The sequence below is a fragment of the Stenotrophomonas sp. WED208 genome (assembly GCF_040984485.1).
In the GTDB taxonomy this organism is placed as follows: domain Bacteria; phylum Pseudomonadota; class Gammaproteobacteria; order Xanthomonadales; family Xanthomonadaceae; genus Stenotrophomonas; species Stenotrophomonas riyadhensis.
Genome location: NZ_JAZARB010000001.1, coordinates 560,494 through 579,566 on the forward strand (window position 1 = coordinate 560,494; position 19,073 = coordinate 579,566).

Consider the following 19,073-nt stretch of genomic DNA (forward strand, 5'->3'; position numbering starts at 1 on the left):
TCTTCCGTGGCTGACGCGCACGGAAACTGTCAGAGGCCGGGGCGGTGGGGGCAGGCGGGGTGTCCGCGGCATGGATGCCGCGGCCAAGCCCCCAAGGACGGGTTTACGGCGTCCCCGCATGACCCCACCGCCCCGGCCAAGCGCCATAGATTCAGCCGATGCAGCAGCCACGAGGGGCTCCGCCGTTGGCCGTATCCGCGCCGAAGGCGCGATAATGACGGGATGGAAACCGTCCGCATCGCCACCCGCAAGAGCCCGCTCGCCCTCTGGCAGAGCGAACACGTCGCCGACCGCCTGCGCCAGGCCCATCCCGGCCTGCATGTGGAACTGGTGCCGATGAGCACCCGCGGCGACGAGGTGCTGGACCGCTCGCTGGCCGCCATCGGTGGCAAGGGCCTGTTCCTGAAGGAGCTGGAGTTGGCCATGCTGCGTGGCGAGGCCGACTGCGCCGTGCACTCGCTGAAGGATGTGCCGATGGAGCTGGACGCACCGTTCGCGTTGCCGGCAATGCTGACCCGCCACGATCCGGCCGATGGCTTCGTCTCCAACCTGTACGCCTCGCTGGACGCGCTGCCGATCGGTGCGCGGGTCGGTACCTCGTCGCTGCGCCGCCAGGCCCAGCTGCGCGCGCTGCGCCCGGACCTGGAACTGCTGGACCTGCGCGGCAACGTCAACACCCGCTTGGCCAAACTCGACAACGGTGGCTACGACGCCATCGTGCTGGCCGTGGCCGGCCTGGAGCGTCTGGGCCTGGGCGAGCGCATCGTCGCGCGCCTGCAACCGCCGCAGTGGCTGCCGGCTCCGGCGCAGGGCGCGGTGGCGGTGGAGTGCGATGGTGGCAACGCGCGCTTGATGGCGCTGTTCGCCGGCCTGGATGACGCGGAAACCCGTGCCTGCGTGGAAGCCGAGCGGGCGATGAACCGTGCGTTGCATGGCAGCTGCCACGTGCCGGTGGCGGCGATCGCGCAGTGGCAGGGCACCGACCTGCACCTGCAGGGCCTGGTCGGTAGTGCCAGTGATGGTCGTGCGGTGCGTGCCGAGGCCGTAGGGCCGGCCAGCGACCCGGAAGCACTGGGCCAGCGCGTGGCGACGATGCTGCTGGATGCCGGTGCCGGCGAGCTGCTGAACGTCTGAGCATTGCAGGTAGTGCCGGCCGCTGGCCGGCAACCTCGCGCCCCCAGTTGAATGCAGTTGCCGGCCAGCGGCCGGCACTACCGAAAGAAGAACGGGCGCCTTTGGCGCCCGTTTCTTACTTGAACTTGTAGACCACGTTCATCGTGGTCAGCGTATCGGTCTTGCGCTTGTCCTCGGCCACGTCACTGTTGTAGCGCGCCTGCCAGCCGGCTTTCAGCGCCAGGTGTTCGTTCATGCTCACCGAAACGCCGAAGTCGTTCTGGCCGAAGGTATTGTACGAACCGGATTCGACCAGCAGCGTGTTGACCAGGTCGGTGTTGTCGGTCAGTGAGTACTTCATGTCGAACAGGCCGCGGCCGATCATGCCGGTACGGGTGCGGTCGTCCTCGGTGCTGTGGGTACGACGCACACCGGGGCCGATCTGCGCGTCGAACGAGAAGCGCTCGGTGTTCCACAGGCGGGTGCCGTAACCCAGACCGAACGAACTCTGGCGGTCGTAGGTGGCGAAGTCATCGCGTTCGGTACGCACCGTCGCGGTCAGCTGGCGGTGCTCGCCCAGCTGCAGCGCGCTGCCGGCACTGCCGGTGTAGCGGTTGGCGGTGGTGTTGTTGCGGCGGGTGGTGGTGCCGTCGTCGTTGGTCTCGGTCACCTTGGAGCTGGAGCGCAGGCCGAACAGGTCCATGCTGTGCACCCAGTCGCCATCGGTGTAGCGCAGGCGCAGGCGGCCGTTGAAGCTCTCGGTGCTGCTGTTGCCACGTGCCGAGGCGAAACCGAGCTCGCCGCCACTGCCGCTCCACGGCGAGGACATCGCCGCCAGCTCGGAGGCATCCTGCGCATACGCGAGAGGCGCGCACAGCAGCAGGGGGATCAGCAGGGACACGCGCAGGGACATCGGGGCTTCTCCGAAGCGATTGACAGCCGGTGATGATACTGGAAGCGTGATGGCGGTCCGAATCGATCCAATGCGCGCTTCAGCGAACGTTGCCACGATCGCCTATTCAGGGCAGATCGACGCGCAATGCCGGGTCGTTGAAGCGCGAATAGCGCAGGCGCAGCTGGAAACTGCGGCCATTGCTGCTGCCGCTGCGCACGATCTGCCGCGGCAGGCCCTGCGCATCCACCCAGTATTCCAGGCGTTCGCCGGGCTGGGCGCCGCGCAGCCGATAGTGACGGGTTTCGACCCCATCCAGCGACTGGCTGCCCAGATCCTCGGCCTGCAGGTCGGCGGGCAGGGCGTCGGCCGGCAACGGGTTGCGCCACTGCTCGAGCAGGCCCGGCGGGGTTGGCACCTGGCGGACCGCACCGTCGGCCTGCAGGAACATGGTGTCACCGATGATGGTCTGCGGCCCGGCCGGTGTCTGCACCCGGAAACGATCGGGGGCGACGAAGTCCATGGCGCTGCGCACCGGCTGTGGCGCGCCCAGCACCTCCAGCTCGGCGTGGAAGCTGCGCAGGGCTGCGAAGCGCTGGCTGGCGCCCAGGACCGCCTGCGCCGGGTCCGCGGCCGGTACCGGGGCTTCGGTACTGGCCGGTGCCGGTGTGCGATCGCAGGCGGCCAGCAGCAGGCAGGCCAGCAGGGACAGGGCAGGCAACCGGCGCATCGGGTGTTCCAGAGGGGTGGGGGCGAACACGATAGCCCAAACGTCCCACACAAGACCCGCGACTCGGACATAATCGGGGGTATGGACCGATACGAACGCATCACCGCCCTGCATCGTCTGCTCAAGTCCGCGCGCTATCCGGTGACGGTGGCGACCCTGCAGGACAAGCTCGGTTGTTCCCGCGCCACCGTCTACCGCGACCTGGCCTTCCTGCGCGATGCGCTGATGGCACCGATCGAGGGCGACGGCGAGGCGGGCTTCCGCTACCAGGCTGACGAGAGCGACCGCTTCGAGCTGCCCGGCCTGTGGCTGAGTTCGGAGGAACTGCATGCCCTGCTGGCCTCGCAGCACCTGCTGGCGCGGACCGGCGGCGGCGTGCTGTCGTCGGTGCTGGCACCGCTGCAGCAGCGCATCGAGAGCCTGCTGGCGGCCCAGGCCGGCGTCTCCAGCTGGCCGGTCGACCGCGTGCGGGTGATTCCGCACCGTGGCCGCAAGTTCGACGAAGGCAGCTTCCGCAGCGTCGCCTCCGCCGTGCTTGAGCGCCGCCAGCTGGCGTTCGAGTACCGTGCGCGTTCCACCGATGAGCCGACCCGGCGCACGGTCTCGCCGCAGCGCCTGACCCACTACCGCGACAACTGGTACCTGGATGCCTGGGACCATGACCGCGAGGCCCTGCGCAGCTTTGCCGTGGATCGCATCCACAAGGCGCGGGTGATCGACAGTACCGCCCGTGACGTGGCCGACAGCGAGCTGGACGAGCAGCTGGGCGCCAGCTACGGCATCTTCTCCGGTGCGCCGAAGGGCTGGGCGACCATCCTGTTCAGCGCCAAGGCCGCGCGCTGGGTGGCCGACGAGCACTGGCATTCCAAGCAGCAGGGCCGCTTCCTGGCCGATGGCCGCTATGAACTGAAGGTGCCGTACAGCGTCTCGCGCGAGCTGCTGATGGACGTGCTGCACTACGGCTCGGATGCCGAGATCGTCGAGCCGGTGATGCTGCGTGAGCAGGCCAAGGCGCTGCTCGAGCTCGCCCTGAGCAACTACGACAACTCCTGACACTCCCCCCGAGAACCCTTCCGCCCATGAAAAAGACCCTGTTGCTGCCCCTGCTCGCCGCTGCGCTGGCCCTGACCGCCTGCGGCAAGTCCGGCGAGCCCTCGCAGAAGCTGGTGGTGGCCGCCACGGCCGTGCCGCATGCCGAGATCCTCGAGGTGGTCAAGCCGATCCTCAAGCAGGAAGGCGTGGACCTGGACGTGCGCGTGTTCAACGACTACGTGCAGCCCAACGACCAGCTGGTGCAGAAGCAGGTGGACGCCAACTACTTCCAGACCGAGCCGTACCTGGATGCCTACAACCGCGACCGCAAGACCGACCTGGTGAAGGTGATCGGCGTGCACATCGAGCCGTTCGGTGCGTACTCGCGCAAGATCAAGTCGCTGGCCGAACTGCGCGAAGGCGCCGACGTGGTGATCCCGAACGACCCGAGCAACAACAGCCGCGCGCTGATCCTGCTGCACAAGGCCGGTGTGATCGAGCTGAAGGATCCGACCAACGCGCTGTCGACCCAGCGCGACATCACTGCCAACCCGAAGAACCTGAAGTTCCGCGAGCTGGACTCGGCGATGCTGCCGCGCGTGCTGGACCAGGTCGACCTGGCCCTGATCAACACCAACTATGCGCTGGACGCTGGCCTCAACCCGACCAAGGACGCACTGGCGATCGAAAGCAAGGATTCGCCGTACGTGAACTTCCTGGTCGCGCGCCCGGACAACAAGGACGACGCCCGCGTGCAGAAGCTGGCCAAGGCCCTGACCAGCCCGCAGGTGAAGGCCTTCATCGAGACCAAGTACAAGGGCGCGGTGCTGCCGGCGTTCTGACCGGCGCTACGGACGCTCTGGCCATGCGGTAGTGCCGGCCGCTGGCCGGCGATCTGCAGACGCCGCCAAGGATCATGGGGTTGCCGGCCAGCGGCCGGCACTACCGTCAGTCGACGTGGAAGGCGAGAGTGGCGGCAACCGCCTGTTGCCATCCCGCATACAGCTTCTCGCGCCGCGCCACCTCCATCTGTGGCTCGAAGCGCCGGTCCAGGCCCCATTGCGTGGCGATCTGTTCGCGGCTGGTCCAGAACCCCACCGCCAGGCCGGCCAGGTAGGCCGCACCCAGTGCGGTGGTCTCGGTCAGTCGCGGCCGCAGCAGCGGCACGCCGAGGATGTCGGCCTGGAAACCGGCCAGGAAGTCGTTGCCGATCGCACCGCCATCGGCGCGTAGCTCGGTCAGCGCGATACCGGCATCGGACTGCATCGCATCAAGCACGTCGCGGGTCTGGTACGCCATCGCCTCCAGCGCGGCACGCACGAAGTGCGCCTTGCGGGTGCCACGGGTCAGGCCGAACATCGCGCCGCGCACATCACTGCGCCAATAGGGCGCACCGAGGCCGACAAATGCTGGTACCAGGTAAGCACCGCCACTGTCGGGCACCTGCGCGGCCAGCGCCTGGCTGTCGCTGGCGCGTTCGATCATGCGCAGACCGTCGCGCAGCCACTGCACCACCGAGCCGGCGATGAAGATCGAGCCTTCCAGCGCATATTCCACGCGCCCGTCCAGGCCCCAGGCGATGGTGGTCAGCAGGCCATTGCGCGAACGCACCGCCTGCGCACCGGTGTGCATCAGCATGAAACAGCCGGTGCCATAGGTGTTCTTGACCATGCCCGGCTGGAAGCAGGCCTGGCCGAACAGCGCCGCCTGCTGGTCACCGGCGATGCCGGCGATCGGAATCGGGTGATCGAAGAAGAACTGCGGCCGGGTATGCGCGTACACCGCGCTGGAATCGCGCACCTGCGGCAGCATCGCGCGCGGGATGTCCAGCAGCGCCAGCAGGTCGTCATCCCAGTCCAGCGTGTGGATGTTGAACAGCAGCGTGCGCGCCGCGTTGCTGTAGTCGGTCACGTGCGCCTGGCCGCCGCTGAGGTTCCAGACCAGCCAGCTGTCGATGGTGCCGAACAGCAGCTCGCCACGTTCGGCGCGCTGCTGCGCGCCCTCCACGTGGTCGAGGATCCAGCGCACCTTGGTGGCGGAGAAATAGGCGTCGATCAGCAGGCCGGTGCGCTCGCGGATCAGCGCCTCATGCCCTTCGGACTTCAGCCGCTCGCAGATGGCGTGGCTCTGCCGCGACTGCCAGACGATGGCGTTGTGGATCGGCTGGCCGGTGGCACGGTCCCAGACCACGGTGGTTTCACGCTGGTTGGTGATGCCCAGTGCCGCAATATGGCGCGGGTCGATCTGCCCGCGGCTGAGCAGTTCGGTCAGCGTGGCATAGACGCTGGTGAGAATTTCGCGCGGGTCATGCTCGACCCAGCCGGGGTGCGGGAAGATCTGCGCGAATTCGCGCTGCGCGCTGCCGACGATGTCGCCGGCGCGGTCGAACAGGATCGCGCGCGAACTGGTGGTGCCCTGGTCGATGGCCAGCACGTAGCGGGGCGTCATGCAGTGTCTCCGGTAGCGATGGGGAAAATCCTAATGCATCGGTCGCGTCGCGCGCGGCCGCCCTGGCAGCTGCCAACCTTGGTTGGCACACCTGGAAACACCGGGGTCAGAGCCCATTCCATGGGAAAGAGATTCGATCCCGCATCCACGCCTGCAGCCGCGCCACCTGCGCAGCATCCAGCCGCAACCCCAGCTTGCTCCGCCGCCACAGCACGTCCTCGGCGTCCCAGGCCCATTCGTGGTCGCGCAGGAAAGCCACTTCACACGCATGCAGGCCGCCGCCGAAGTCCTCTCCAAGATCGTCCATGCCCCGCACACCCCGCAGAAGGGTGGCGCTGCGGCTGCCGTAGGCTTCGGCCCAACGCTGTGCGATCTCCACGGGCAACCACGGTGCCAGCGCCTGCAGACGGGAGCGCGCCTGCGCGGCGTCGCCCCAGTCGCTGCCCTGCAGCGGGTCTCCGCCTGCGGTCCAGGCCGGCCCCATCTGTGGCAGGGCAGGGCGCAGCAGGTCCAGCGCTTCCTCGGCCAGCACGCGGTAGGTGGTCAGCTTGCCGCCCAGCACATGCAGCGCCGGCGCCGGGCTGGATTGCAGCCGAAGGCGATAGTCGCGGCTCAGCTTTGCCGCACGCGGGTCCGGGTCGGCCAGCAGTGGCCGCACACCGGCGAACTGCCAGACCACGTCCTGCGGAGTGATCGGTTCGCGCAGATAGCGGTTGGCGGCCGCGCACAGGTAGCTCACCTCGGAAGGCAGTACGCTGCAGCGCGCCGGGTCACCGCGGTAGTCGGTGTCGGTGGTGCCGACCAGCAGGTGATCGTGGGCGAACGGGAGCAGGAACACCACGCGGCCATCGGGCTGCTGCAGCAGGCAGGCACTGTCATCGGGCCAGGAACGGCGCAGCACGATGTGGCTGCCCTGCACCAGCCGCAGCGCGGGGCTGCCGCTGCGTGCCTCCATCTGCTCCAGCAGGCCGCCGGCCCATGGGCCCGCCGCATTGGCGATGGCGCGCGCGGTCACATGCCGCTGGCCGTCGGCGGAATCCAGCACGGCCTGCCAACGGCCCTGCACAGGGCGCAGTTCGATGCAGCGGCTGCGCACGTGGACCTGCGCGCCGCGCTGCGCGGCGTCCAATGCGTTGAGCACTACCAGGCGCGCATCATCGACCTGCGCATCGGCGTAGCTGAAGGCCTGCCGCAGATCCGGGGAGAGCCAGGGGCCGAGCGGATCACGCTGAAGGTCCAGGGCGCGCGAGGCGGGAAATGCTGGGCTGCGTGGGCCCAGGTGGTCGTACAGCCACAGTCCCACGCGCAGCATCCAGCGCGGGCGCAGGTGCGGTTCCCACGGCAGCACGAAACGCAGCGGGCGGACCAGATAGGGCGCCTGCCGGCGTACCACCTCACGTTCGCCCAGCGCTTTGCGCACCAGGCCGAGTTCGCCCTGTTCCAGGTAGCGCAGGCCGCCATGGATCAGTTTGCTGCTGGCACTGGAGGTGTGCGCGGCCAGGTCGTGCTGTTCGCACAGCAGCACGCGCAGGCCGCGGCCGCTGGCGTCACGGGCGATGCCGGTGCCATTGATGCCGCCACCGATCACCAGCAGGTCGACGTCGTCCATCGTGCCTCCGCCTCCTGTGTGTGTAGAGTCGACTGTCAGTCGACTCTACAGACAGCGGGTGACGGAAACGACGACGGGCCCCGAAGGGCCCGTCGTGTTACATCAGTGAAGCAGGTGCAGCCTGGATCAGAAGCGGGCGCCGATGCCGAAGCCGACGGTCCACGGGTCCATCTTGGCTTCGCCGATCTTCTCGCCGCCAACCTTGATGTCCGGGCGGGCGCGCATGTAGCGGGCGTCAGCACGGGCGAACCAGGTGGAGTTGATGTTCATGTCGACGCCGACGGTGCCGATCACGCCCTTGGCATCCTTGAAGCGGATGTCGGTGTCAGCGCCGTTGCCCAGCTTCTCGTTGCTGAAGCTCGACTGGTAGTAGCCCACGCCCACGAACGGACGGAACACGTTGTCAGCCTGGCCGAAGTGGTATTGGCCGCTCAGCGCGACCGGCTGCTGCTCGACCGAGCCCAGGCGGGCGTTGTTCGGGCCCTTGAACTTGTTGTCGAACTTGTCGGCGGCGCCCCACAGTTCAACGGCCCAGTTGTCGTTGATGTAGTAGCTGAAGCTGACGGTCGGCGCCGGGCCGCCATCGGTCTTCTTCACGCCGGTGATCGGGTCGTTCTTCGGCTGCAGCAGCGAGATGCCGCCAACAACGGCAAAATGCTTGCCCGAAGCGGTGTCGGTGCTGCTGCTGTCCTGGGCGAAAGCGGCCGGTGCGAAGGCGGCGGAGGTCAGCAGGGCGAGACTCAGGATACGGATGGAGCGCATGGGGGTATCTCCTAATGTTTCTTGTTTTGGGCCCCCGGTTGCGGGGCGAGCACACCGTAGTCGCCCCAACATGAATCGAATCCGACGCACGTTAAAAAATAGTTTTCCTTGTTCAGCGATCAGCTCGAAAAGCCTGTATTCATGGGGTTTTCGGCCATCAGTGGCATTCATTCAGTTGGAGAAGATGTGAGCGCGGCGACGATGTGCATCGGCCTGCAAGCGCAGGTGAACGTGGATTGCAGGGTGCTGCTGCTGGGCTCGATGCCGGGCGTGGCGTCGCTGCAGGAGCAGCGCTACTACGCCCATCCGCGCAACCGCTTCTGGCCGCTGATGGCGGATATCTGCGGTTTCGATGCGGATCTGGCCTATGCACAGCGGCTGCGGGCGTTGAACGCCGCAGGTATCGGTCTGTGGGATGTGATCGGTCACTGCGAGCGGCGTGGCAGCCTGGATGCGGACATCGTGCGTGGCACGGAAGTGACCAATGCGCTGCCCGAACTGATCGCCACCCTCCCTGAGCTGGAGCTGATCGGCTGCAATGGTGCTGCGTCACTGCAGGCGTTCCAGCGCTGGGTGCTGCCACGGCTGGAGGCCCCGCCCAGGCTGCTGGCACTGCCGTCCACCAGCCCGGCCAATGCGGCGTGGTCGCTGCCGCGCCTGCGCCAGGCCTGGCAGCCGGTGGCCGACGCACTGGCGACATCAAGCGGACATCGTCCGGACAATACGCTACCGACTGGTCATGGCCGCAACCCATGAGCAACAGCGTGTCCCGGCTGCGTGCGTACTGAAAACACCTGTAACGGTTGGCGCTGGACCCCGCTGGCCGCACAATAGACGTTTCCCTACACCAGATTGCCGGAGTTATCCCCATGGCCGAAATCAAGGAAGCACTTGTCCCCGATATCGGTGACTACAGCGATATCCCGGTAATCGAGGTGCTTGTCGCCGTTGGCGACACGGTCAAGAAGGACCAGGGCCTGGTGACGCTGGAAAGCGACAAGGCGACCATGGAAGTGCCGTCCTCGGTGGCGGGCGTGGTCAAGGAACTGAAGGTCAAGGTTGGCGACAGCCTGTCCGAAGGCAAGGTGGTGGCCCTGATCGAAGTGGCCGAAGGTGAAGCCGAAGCCGCCAAGCCGGCGGCGGCTGCCCCGGCACCGGCCAAGGCCGCTGCCCCGGCTGCCGCCACCCAGAGCGCGCCGGCCCCGGCCGCAGCTGCGCCGGCCGCTCCGGCTGCCAGCGGTGGTGCGGTTGAAGCGCTGGTGCCGGATATCGGCGACTATTCCGGCATTCCGGTCATCGAAGTGCTGGTCGCCGTCGGCGACACGGTCAAGAAGGACCAGGGCCTGGTCACGCTGGAAAGCGACAAGGCCACCATGGAAGTGCCGTCTTCAGTGGCCGGTGTGGTCAAGGAGATCAAGGTCAAGGTCGGCGACAATCTGTCGCAGGGCAACGTGGTCGCCATCATCGAGGCCGAGGGCGCTGCTGCACCGGCACCAGCCAAGGCCGCTGCTCCGGCTCCGGCGGCTGCGCCGTCGGCTCCTCAGGTTGCCGCACCGGTTGCGGCACCTGCTCCGGCAGCCGCCGCACCGTCGGCCGGCGCTCCCTCCAGCCCGCCGGTGCAGTTCAATGCCGATGGCGTGCTGCCGGCCAAGGTGCCGTACGCCACCCCGGCGGTGCGCGTGTTCGCCCGCGAGCTGGGCGTGGACCTGCTGCAGATCAACGGCACCGAGAAGGGCGGCCGCATCACCAAGGGTGACGTGCAGAAGTTCGTCAAGGCCGCACTCAGCGGCGGCGTGCCGGCTGCCGGCGGTGCTGCTGTCGCTGCCGGTGGTGGCCTGAACCTGCTGCCGTGGCCGAAGGTCGACTTCAGCAAGTTCGGCGAGACCGAAGTCCAGCCGCTGTCGCGCATCAAGAAGATCTCGGGTGCGAACCTGGCCCGCAACTGGGCCATGATCCCGCACGTCACCCAGTTCGAACAGGCCGACATCACCGACCTGGAAGGCCTGCGCGTGGCGCTGAACAAGGAGAACGAGAAGGCCGGCATCAAGCTGACCATGCTCGCCTTCCTGATCAAGGCCAGCGCCGCGGCGCTGAAGAAGTTCCCGGAATTCAACGCCTCGCTCGATGCCAGCGGTGAAAACCTGACCCTGAAGAAGTACTTCCACATCGGCTTTGCCGCCGACACGCCGAACGGCCTGGTCGTGCCGGTCATCCGCGACGTGGACAAGAAGGGCGTGGTGCAGATCGCGCAGGAAACCGGCGAACTGGCCAAGAAGGCGCGCGACGGCAAGCTCGGCCCGGCCGACATGAGCGGCGGCTGCTTCTCGATCAGCTCGCTGGGCGGCATCGGCGGCACCGCGTTCACCCCGATCGTCAATGCACCGGAAGTGGCCATCCTCGGCGTCTCCAAGTCGTCCATCCAGCCGGTCTGGAACGGCAAGGAATTCGCACCGAAGCTGATGCTGCCGCTGTCGCTGAGCTACGACCACCGTGTCATCGATGGCGCCCTGGCCGCACGCTTCACCACGTACCTGTCGCAGGTACTGGCCGACATGCGCCGCGTGCTGCTGTAAGGCACCGCTTCGCCCCCACCGTGTGGCCGCCGCCCCTGGCGCGGCCGCGTGAACAGATGCAGTGACAGCCCGCCGGCACCGCCGCGCGGGCACGAGGAAAACCCACCATGGCCACGATTGAAGTCAAGGTTCCCGACATCGGCGATTACAGCGATGTGCCGGTGATCGAAGTGTTGGTCGCCGTCGGCGACACGGTGAAGAAGGATCAGGGTCTGGTGACCCTGGAGTCGGACAAGGCCACCCTGGAAGTGCCGTCCTCGGCCGCCGGTGTGGTCAAGGAAATCAAGGTCAAGCTGGGCGACACCCTGTCCGAAGGCGCTGTGGTCGTGGTGCTGGACGCCGAAGGCGCCGCCGAAGCCCCGGCCAAGGCCGCCGCGCCGGCTCCGGCCGCCCCGGCCAGCAAGCCGCCGGTGACCCCGTCGCACCGCGCCCCGGCCGAACCGGCTGCGCCGAAGCCGGCGCTGTCCAGCGGCAAGCCGGCCGACATCGAATGCGAAATGGTCGTGCTGGGCTCGGGCCCGGGCGGCTATACCGCCGCCTTCCGCGCCGCCGACGTCGGCCTGGATACGGTGCTGGTCGAGCGTTACGCCAGCCTCGGTGGCGTCTGCCTCAACGTGGGCTGCATTCCGTCCAAGGCGCTGCTGCACGCCGCAGCGGTGATCGACGAAGTGGCCCATGCCGGTGATTTCGGCGTCGAGTTCGGCAAGCCGACCATCACCCTGGACAAGCTGCGCGAGTACAAGGAAAAGGTCGTCAACCAGCTGACCAAGGGCCTGGCCGGCATGGCCAAGCAGCGCAAGGTCCGCAGCGTGCAGGGCGTCGGCAAATTCGTTTCGGCCAACGAGCTGGAAATCACCGCCGCTGATGGCAGCACCCAGCTGCTGCGCTTCCAGAAGTGCATCATCGCCGCCGGTTCGCAGGCAGTGAAGCTGCCGAACTTCCCGTGGGACGACAAGCGCGTGATGGACTCCACCGACGCGCTGGAGCTGGCCGAAGTGCCGGGCTCGCTGCTGGTCGTCGGCGGCGGCATCATCGGCCTGGAAATGGCCACCGTGTACAGCGCGCTGGGCAGCAAGGTCACCGTTGTCGAGTTCATGGACCAGCTGATGCCGGGCGCCGACAAGGACCTGGTCAAGCCGCTGGCCGACCGCCTGAAGAAGCAGGGCATCGAAGTCCACCTGAAGACCAAGGCTTCGGGCGTCACCGCCGATGCCAAGGGCATCACCGTGACCTTCGACGCCGCCGATGAAGGCCAGGCGCCTGCGCTGGCGCAGGGCACCTTCGACCGCGTGCTGGTGGCCGTGGGTCGTTCGCCGAACGGCAAGAAGATCGATGCCGAGAAGGCCGGCGTGCAGGTCACCGACCGTGGCTTCATCCCGGTCGATCGCCAGATGCGCACCAACGTGCCGCACATCTTTGCCATCGGCGACATCGTCGGCAACCCGATGCTGGCCCACAAGGCTACGCATGAGGGCAAGCTTGCCGCCGAAGTGGCTGCTGGCCACAAGAAGGAGTGGGTGGCCCGCGTGATTCCGTCGGTGGCCTATACCAACCCGGAAATCGCCTGGGTCGGTGTGACCGAGACCGAAGCCAAGGCCAAGGGCCTGAAGGTCGGCGTGGCCAAGTTCCCGTGGGCCGCCAGTGGCCGTGCGATCGGCATTGGCCGCACCGAGGGCTTCACCAAGCTGATCTTCGACGAAGAGACCCACCGCATCATCGGTGGTGCGATCGTCGGCGTGCACGCCGGTGACCTGCTGGCCGAGATCGGCCTGGCCATCGAGATGGGTGCGGAGGCGGAAGACATCGGCCACACCATCCATGCCCACCCGACGCTGAGCGAGTCGGTGGCGATGGCCTCGGAAATCTACGACGGCACGATCACCGATCTGTACATGCCGAAGAAGAAGTAAGGCGTCCGCGCCGTTCCGAACGAAAAGCCCCGGCATCTGCTGGGGCTTTTTTTCTTCGATCAGTGCTGCAGCGAAGGGTGGGGCCGCTGCGCGGGTGGCAGGCGTTTCGACAAATGTCCCCCGCCGCCCGCCTGCGGCGGTCGCCTCCTCCTTTACTTTGTCGAAACGCCTGCCACCCGCGCAGCGGCTCGGCTTGCGGACAGTCGAGAGCCACTGCCCAAGCCGCCTGGATGCCTGAAACGCGGAGGGAGCGGGGGCTGTGTGCGAAGTAAAGGAGGAGGCGTCGGCCGCAGGCCGGCGCCGGGGGACATTCGCACGCAGTCCCCGCTCCCTCCAGCGCTCGACCAACCAGCTTCTGCTCTTCTGTCAGGAACCCACAAAAAACGCGGCCCCGATGTTCCGGAGGCCGCGCCAGGAGAGAGGGTGCCGTGGAAGGGGCGGGGGATCAGAACACGAAGCTGACGCCGGCCACCGGGCCCTTGAATTCCTGCTTCAGGCCGACAGTGCCATCGCTGCCCTTCTTGTCCACGTCCAGCTTGAACCAGTCGTAGCCGGCGAACACACCGAAGTTCTTCGTGAAGCGGTAATCGACGATGGCGTTGGCGCGGCTCAGGTCGCCCTTGTAGTCATCGAAGCTGCCCCAGCGCGTGTTGAGATACTGGCCCTGCAGCGTGATCATCCAGCGTTCGGACGGCGTGAAGGTCATGCGCGCACCCACCACCGGCGCGATGCCGTCAGCCTTCTCGTTGAGGAACTGGCCGTCGTACACGGTGCCCAGGTCGGCGTAGCCCTTGGTGCTGACCTTGGCGTACTCGCCACCGATCTGCAGGCCGAGGTCGAAGGTGTCGGTATCGACGACCGAGTAGTCGTAGACCAGGCTGGCCACCTGGTACTTCAGTTCACCCTTCACGAAGCTGCCGGCCGGCACGTTCTCACCGCCGAAGGAAATGCCCTGGTCGAGGGTCTCGCGGCGGTCCTTGTCGTACTTGAAGTAGTTGAACAGCAGGCGCTGGCGATTGCTGATGCGGAACATGCCATCGATGCGCGGTTCCCATTCCTTGCCCCCCAGCTTGAAGTCCTGGTTCAGGGAGACATCCTGGCCAGCCACGTTGGTCTTGCCGCGGATCGTGTTGTCCGAGTCGATGTTCATCGCACCCAGGCGGATGGCGAAGCGGTCATCGCCTTCGGCGGCATGGGCGGCAGTGGCGAACGAAGCGCCGGCGGCGAGCAGGGAGAGGGCGAGCAGGGTGGGTACGGGGCGCATCGAAGAGTCCTTGCAGTGGTTCATCAGAATGAAGGCCACTGTGCCGGACAGGCCCGTCCACCATCCGTGAACGTATGGTCCACGAAGTGTGCACGGTTCAGCGCTGTCGCGACGATGCAAAAAGATGGCCCCGGAGCCGGGCTTCGGGGCCATCGTGGGACCTGCGGGGCGGAGCGTCGACGAGGTTGCTGCAGGCAGGTCGAAAGATCGGACCGGCGCATTCGGCGAAAGTTCCGCGGCCTGCGACCAAAGTTCAATACTGCGCTGCAACATCATACGGACGTCATTGTCCCCTGGGTGGCACGCAAAAATGTAACCGTTACCGCAACTTGCGGCCTCCCGGGATGAACAGGGAGCGGTTGTCTCGCAAATTGTCCCATTGCTATAATTTGGCGGCTCGATGAGGCCCCCCTGCTTTAGCCGCCTCAGCCCTCCACTTGCAACCACGCGGGACGTCCTGTGCTGAACTCCGTTGATGCGGGTCGGCGACTGATGCTGCGCGCCGCGGTCTACCCGCTGGCCGCAGTGGCTGTCCTGGCCCTGGCCTTCCTGCTGGTAGGTCCGAAATATGCCCTCGGCGCGCTGGCGTCCGGTGTGGCCATTTCGGCCGGTGGCTGGGTGGCGGCACGGATGGCACTGGGCGGTGGGGCACTGGCCGCAGGATCGGCGATGGCTCGCCTGATCATTGCGATCGTGGCCAAGTGGGTGGTGGTTTTCGGCGTCCTGCTGGTGGGGTTCCTGGTCTTCAAGCTGCCTGCATTGGCGCTGTTGGCCGGTATCGCCGTCGGCTTGATGTTCCAGGTCCTGGCCATGGCCAGGCGTTGACAGAATTCAATTAACTGAAGGTTCCGGACACATGGCGGGCGAGGCTCTAACCCCTACCAGCTACATCCAGCATCACCTGCACAACCTGACCGCGCCGGTCGGCAAGGGTGAGGGTATGTTCTGGCATATCCACGTCGATACCTTCCTCACCGCGGTCCTGATGGGCCTGGTGATCGTGGTCGCGTTCTGGCTGGGGACCCGCAAGGCCACCGCCGGCGTGCCGGGCAAGTGGCAGGCCTTCGTCGAGATCTGCCTGGAGTTCGTCGACCGCCAGGCCAAGGATACCTACCACGGCAAGAGCAAGCTGGTCACGCCGATCGCCATCACGATCTTCTTCTGGATCCTGATGATGAACCTGATCAAGATGATCCCGGCCGATTTCATCGCCAAGCCGCTGGAATGGGCGGGCATCCACTACTGGAAGCCGGTGCCGACCGCCGACGTCAACGCCACCCTGGGCATGGCCATCAGCGTGTTCTTCCTGATGCTGTTCTTCGCGCTGAAGTCCAAGGGCCTGCTTGGCTTCATCAAGGAATTCCTGACGGCGCCGTTCGGCAAGTGGATGATGCCGTTCAACCTGATCCTCAACATCGTCGAGTGGCTGAGCAAGCCGATCTCGCTGGCGATGCGACTGTTCGGCAACATGTTCGGCGGCGAAATCGTGTTCCTGCTGATCTGGGTGCTGGGTGGTGCCGGTTTCTTCGGTGCCATTGCCGGTGGTGCGTTCGGCCTCGGCTGGATGCTGTTCCACCTGCTGGTGATCCCGCTGCAGGCCTTCATCTTCATGATGCTGTCGATCGTGTACCTGAGCCTGTCGGAAGACGCTCACTGAGTTTCAAGCTTCAACGCGTTTCAACCTTCATCCGTTTCATCACCCTTAGCAACTTAAGTTCCTGGAGATAACCATGTACTTCGCCGTCCTGACCAACTTCGCGCAGATTCAGAGCTCCACCGCCCTTGCCGTCGGCATCATGATCGGCCTGGCCGCGCTGGGCGCCGGTCTGGGTCTGGCCATCATGGCTGGTAAGTTCCTGGAGTCGGCCGCCCGCCAGCCGGAACTGATCCCGGTCCTGCAGGTCCGCATGTTCATCACCGCCGGCCTGATCGACGCCGCGTTCATCATCTCGGTCGCCGTTGGCCTGCTGCTGGCCTTCGCCAACCCGCTGTCGGCTGCCTTTGCTGGCGCCGTCACCAAGGCTCTGGCCGGCTGATACAGCGGTTTGAGACGACCGGGTGCTGATGCACCCGGTTTCGGATGAAGGCCGGATGCGCCGCTACGGCGGCGCGTCCACCCCGAAACCAGCGATCGAGCTAACCATGAATATCAATTTCACCCTTCTTGCGCAGGCGCTGGCCTTCGCTGGTCTGATCTGGATCATCGCGACCAAGATCTGGCCGCCGCTGATGAACGCGATCGAAGAGCGCCAGCAGAAGATTGCTGAAGGCCTCGCTGCTGCCGACCGCAGCCAGAAAGATCTGGCCCAGGCGCAGGAGAAGGTCAACGAAGCGCTGAAGGAAGCCCGCACCAAGGCCAACGAGATCATCGATCAGGCCCACGCGCGTGCCAACCAGATCGTTGATGCTGCCCGTAACGAAGCGATCACCGAAGCCACCCGTCAGAAGGAACTGGCCCAGGCTGAAATCGACGCCGCCGCCAACCGTGCCCGTGAAGATCTGCGCAAGCAGGTATCCGCGCTGGCCGTGACCGGTGCCGAAAAGCTGCTCAAGCGCGAAATCGACGCCAACGCCCACAAGGCGCTGCTCGACGAGCTGGCCTCGGAGATCTAAGGATGAGCCAGGCCCTCACGCTTGCCCGCCCGTACGCCCGCGCCGCGTTCGCGACCGCGCGCGACGAAGGCGCGTTCGCGCCGTGGTCGGACGCCCTCGCGTTCTCCGCCCACGTCGCCGCCGACCCGCGCGTGGCGGCCCTGCTCGCCAACCCGGAGCTGGGTCGTGACGACGCCGTCGCCCTGCTGGCGCCGGTGTCCCACGGCGAGACCTACTCGCGCTTCCTGGCCATCCTGGCCGACTCGCATCGTCTGCCGCTGCTGCCGGAAATCTCCGGCATGTTCGACGCCCTGCGCGCCGAAGCCGAGCACGTGGTCAAGGCCACGGTGACCTCGGCGGCCGAACTGTCGGCCGGCGAGCTGGACGCGATCAAGGTCGCGCTGCGCAAGCGCTTCAACCGCGAGGTCGACGTGACCACCGCGGTGGATGCCTCGCTGATCGGCGGCGCCGTGATCGACGCCGGCGACGTGGTCATCGATGGTTCGCTGAAGGGCAAGCTGGCCCGTCTGCAGACCGCGCTCGCTAACTGAATTCATTTAACGTCCGGCCCCGCTGCCGGCACTAGGACTTGACGATGGCAACCACGCTCAACCCCTCCGAAATCAGCGAACTGATCAAGAACCGCATCGAGAAGGTCAAGCTGGCCGCGGAATCGCGCAACGAAGGCACCGTGACCAGCGTGTCCGACGGCATCGTGCGCATCTTCGGTCTGGCCGACGTGATGCAGGGCGAAATGATCGAACTGCCGAACAACACCTTCGCCCTGGCCCTGAACCTGGAGCGCGACTCGGTCGGCGCCGTGGTCCTGGGTGACTACGAGCACCTGCGCGAAGGCGACGTCGCCAAGACCACCGGCCGCATCCTGGAAGTGCCGGTCGGTCCGGAACTGCTGGGCCGCGTCGTGAACGCGCTGGGCGAGCCGATCGACGGCAAGGGCCCGCTGGGCACCGACCTGACCGCTCCGGTGGAGCGCGTTGCTCCGGGCGTGATCTGGCGCAAGTCGGTCGACCAGCCGGTGCAGACCGGTTACAAGTCGGTCGACGCCATGATCCCGATCGGCCGTGGCCAGCGCGAGCTGATCATCGGTGACCGCCAGACCGGCAAGACCGCGATGGCGATCGACGCGGTGATCAACCAGAAGGGCACCGGCATCAAGTGCGTGTACGTTGCGATCGGCCAGAAGGCTTCGACCATCGCCAACATCGTGCGCAAGCTGGAAGAGAACGGCGCGCTGGCCCACACCATCGTGGTGGCCGCGACCGCTTCCGAATCGGCAGCCATGCAGTACATCAGCGCCTACTCGGGCTGCACCATGGGTGAGTACTTCATGGACCGCGGCGAAGACGCGCTGATCGTGTACGACGATCTGTCCAAGCAGGCCGTTGCCTACCGCCAGATCTCGCTGCTGCTGAAGCGCCCGCCGGGCCGTGAAGCCTACCCGGGTGACGTGTTCTACCTGCACTCGCGCCTGCTGGAACGCGCTGCCCGCGTGTCCGAGGAATACGTCGAGAAGTTCACCGAAGGCAAGGTCACCGGCAAGACCGGTTCGCTGACCGCGCTGCCGATCATCGAAACCCAGGCCGGCGACGTGTCCGCCTTCGTTCCGACCAACGTGATCTCGATCACCGACGGCCAGATCTTCCTGGAAACCGACCTGTTCAACGCCGGCATCCGCCCGGCCGTGAACGCCGGTATCTCGGTGTCGCGCGTCGGTGGCTCGGCCCAGACCAAGATCATCAAGAAGCTGTCGGGCGGCATCCGTATCTCGCTGGCCCAGTACCGTGAGCTGGCTGCGTTCGCGCAGTTCGCCTCGGACCTGGACGAAGCGACCCGCAAGCAGCTGGAGCGTGGCCAGCGCGTCACCGAGCTGATGAAGCAGAAGCAGTACGCGCCGATGTCGATCGCCAACCAGGCGCTGTCGATCTACGCCGTCAACGAGGGTTACCTCGACGACGTGCCGGTCAACAAGCTGCTGGCGTTCGAAGAAGGCCTGCACGCCCACTTCGCCAACACCCAGGGCGAACTGGTCAGCAAGGTCAACGCCACCGGCGGTTGGGACAACGACATCGAAGGTGCCTTCAAGAAGGGCATCGCCGAGTTCAAGACCACCGGCAGCTGGTAATCGCG

At 66.4% G+C, this 19,073-nt stretch carries 18 protein-coding genes; 12 read left to right on the top strand and 6 right to left on the bottom strand.

The window, feature by feature from the left end:
* The first annotated feature begins 222 nt into the window (after positions 1-222).
* Positions 223-1,134 (top strand): hydroxymethylbilane synthase, encoded by a 912-nt coding sequence (gene hemC, locus VPH47_RS02500; RefSeq protein WP_153854580.1) that lies wholly within the window; start codon positions 223-225, stop codon positions 1,132-1,134.
* A gap of 115 nt (positions 1,135-1,249) precedes the next feature.
* Here hemC and VPH47_RS02505 read toward each other — a convergent pair whose 3' ends face one another.
* Together VPH47_RS02505 and VPH47_RS02510 are read right to left on the bottom strand one after the other, a co-directional pair.
* The gene (locus VPH47_RS02505) at positions 1,250-2,026 is read right to left on the bottom strand and encodes a YdiY family protein (protein ID WP_049448000.1); all 777 of its coding nucleotides are present in this window, start codon (positions 2,024-2,026) and stop codon (positions 1,250-1,252) included.
* Positions 2,027-2,132: 106 nt separating this feature from the next.
* On the bottom strand, positions 2,133-2,735 hold the full coding sequence (locus VPH47_RS02510) for a hypothetical protein (protein ID WP_110713818.1): 603 nt from the start codon (positions 2,733-2,735) through the stop codon (positions 2,133-2,135).
* Between the two features lie 81 nt (positions 2,736-2,816).
* On the opposite strand from VPH47_RS02510, the gene VPH47_RS02515 reads away from it, so the two are divergent.
* Together VPH47_RS02515 and VPH47_RS02520 are read left to right on the top strand one after the other, a co-directional pair.
* Positions 2,817-3,788 (top strand): YafY family protein, encoded by a 972-nt coding sequence (locus VPH47_RS02515; RefSeq protein ID WP_126930096.1) that lies wholly within the window; start codon positions 2,817-2,819, stop codon positions 3,786-3,788.
* Between the two features lie 26 nt (positions 3,789-3,814).
* Entirely contained in the window at positions 3,815-4,609 is a 795-nt protein-coding gene (locus VPH47_RS02520; protein WP_032129055.1) for a MetQ/NlpA family ABC transporter substrate-binding protein, read from the top strand.
* A gap of 106 nt (positions 4,610-4,715) precedes the next feature.
* Here VPH47_RS02520 and glpK read toward each other — a convergent pair whose 3' ends face one another.
* The 3 genes from glpK to VPH47_RS02535 all read right to left on the bottom strand — a co-directional run bounded on the left by glpK (position 4,716) and on the right by VPH47_RS02535 (position 8,586).
* The gene (gene glpK / locus VPH47_RS02525) at positions 4,716-6,215 is read right to left on the bottom strand and encodes a glycerol kinase GlpK (protein WP_368850057.1); all 1,500 of its coding nucleotides are present in this window, start codon (positions 6,213-6,215) and stop codon (positions 4,716-4,718) included.
* A gap of 106 nt (positions 6,216-6,321) precedes the next feature.
* A complete protein-coding gene (glpD, locus tag VPH47_RS02530) occupies positions 6,322-7,824 on the bottom strand; it encodes a glycerol-3-phosphate dehydrogenase (RefSeq protein ID WP_368850058.1) in 1,503 nt (500 codons plus the stop codon).
* A 126-nt stretch (positions 7,825-7,950) separates the two neighbouring features.
* Positions 7,951-8,586: an OmpW family protein gene (locus VPH47_RS02535; RefSeq protein WP_153854577.1), complete on the bottom strand. Its 636-nt coding sequence runs from the start codon at positions 8,584-8,586 to the stop codon at positions 7,951-7,953.
* Between the two features lie 186 nt (positions 8,587-8,772).
* Here VPH47_RS02535 and VPH47_RS02540 point away from each other — a divergent pair, with 186 nt between their 5' ends.
* From VPH47_RS02540 to lpdA, 3 genes are all read left to right on the top strand, one after another.
* A complete protein-coding gene (locus tag VPH47_RS02540; RefSeq protein ID WP_368850059.1) occupies positions 8,773-9,342 on the top strand; it encodes a DNA-deoxyinosine glycosylase in 570 nt (189 codons plus the stop codon).
* A gap of 113 nt (positions 9,343-9,455) precedes the next feature.
* A complete protein-coding gene (gene aceF / locus VPH47_RS02545) occupies positions 9,456-11,159 on the top strand; it encodes a dihydrolipoyllysine-residue acetyltransferase (protein WP_368850060.1) in 1,704 nt (567 codons plus the stop codon).
* Between the two features lie 107 nt (positions 11,160-11,266).
* Positions 11,267-13,069 (top strand): dihydrolipoyl dehydrogenase, encoded by a 1,803-nt coding sequence (lpdA, locus tag VPH47_RS02550; RefSeq protein WP_368850061.1) that lies wholly within the window; start codon positions 11,267-11,269, stop codon positions 13,067-13,069.
* Between the two features lie 445 nt (positions 13,070-13,514).
* Here the strand turns inward: lpdA and VPH47_RS02555 are convergent, their stop codons facing one another.
* Entirely contained in the window at positions 13,515-14,333 is an 819-nt protein-coding gene (locus VPH47_RS02555) for a hypothetical protein (RefSeq protein ID WP_368850062.1), read from the bottom strand.
* Between the two features lie 459 nt (positions 14,334-14,792).
* On the opposite strand from VPH47_RS02555, the gene VPH47_RS02560 reads away from it, so the two are divergent.
* The 6 genes from VPH47_RS02560 to atpA all read left to right on the top strand — a co-directional run bounded on the left by VPH47_RS02560 (position 14,793) and on the right by atpA (position 19,068).
* Entirely contained in the window at positions 14,793-15,158 is a 366-nt protein-coding gene (locus tag VPH47_RS02560; protein WP_006394654.1) for a hypothetical protein, read from the top strand.
* A gap of 31 nt (positions 15,159-15,189) precedes the next feature.
* Entirely contained in the window at positions 15,190-15,990 is an 801-nt protein-coding gene (gene atpB, locus VPH47_RS02565) for a F0F1 ATP synthase subunit A (RefSeq protein WP_049466592.1), read from the top strand.
* A gap of 73 nt (positions 15,991-16,063) precedes the next feature.
* Positions 16,064-16,369 carry a F0F1 ATP synthase subunit C gene (atpE, locus tag VPH47_RS02570; protein WP_005411133.1) on the top strand — a complete coding sequence of 102 codons (306 nt, stop codon included), beginning with the start codon at positions 16,064-16,066 and terminating at the stop codon, positions 16,367-16,369.
* Between the two features lie 106 nt (positions 16,370-16,475).
* Positions 16,476-16,946, top strand: a complete 471-nt coding sequence (locus VPH47_RS02575) for a F0F1 ATP synthase subunit B (RefSeq protein WP_005419512.1) — start codon at positions 16,476-16,478, stop codon at positions 16,944-16,946.
* 2 nt (positions 16,947-16,948) lie between these two features.
* Complete coding sequence (locus VPH47_RS02580) at positions 16,949-17,476, top strand: F0F1 ATP synthase subunit delta (protein WP_110713802.1); 528 nt, start codon at positions 16,949-16,951, stop codon at positions 17,474-17,476.
* A gap of 44 nt (positions 17,477-17,520) precedes the next feature.
* Positions 17,521-19,068, top strand: a complete 1,548-nt coding sequence (gene atpA, locus VPH47_RS02585) for a F0F1 ATP synthase subunit alpha (RefSeq protein WP_008266965.1) — start codon at positions 17,521-17,523, stop codon at positions 19,066-19,068.
* The last annotated feature ends 5 nt before the right edge of the window (positions 19,069-19,073 follow it).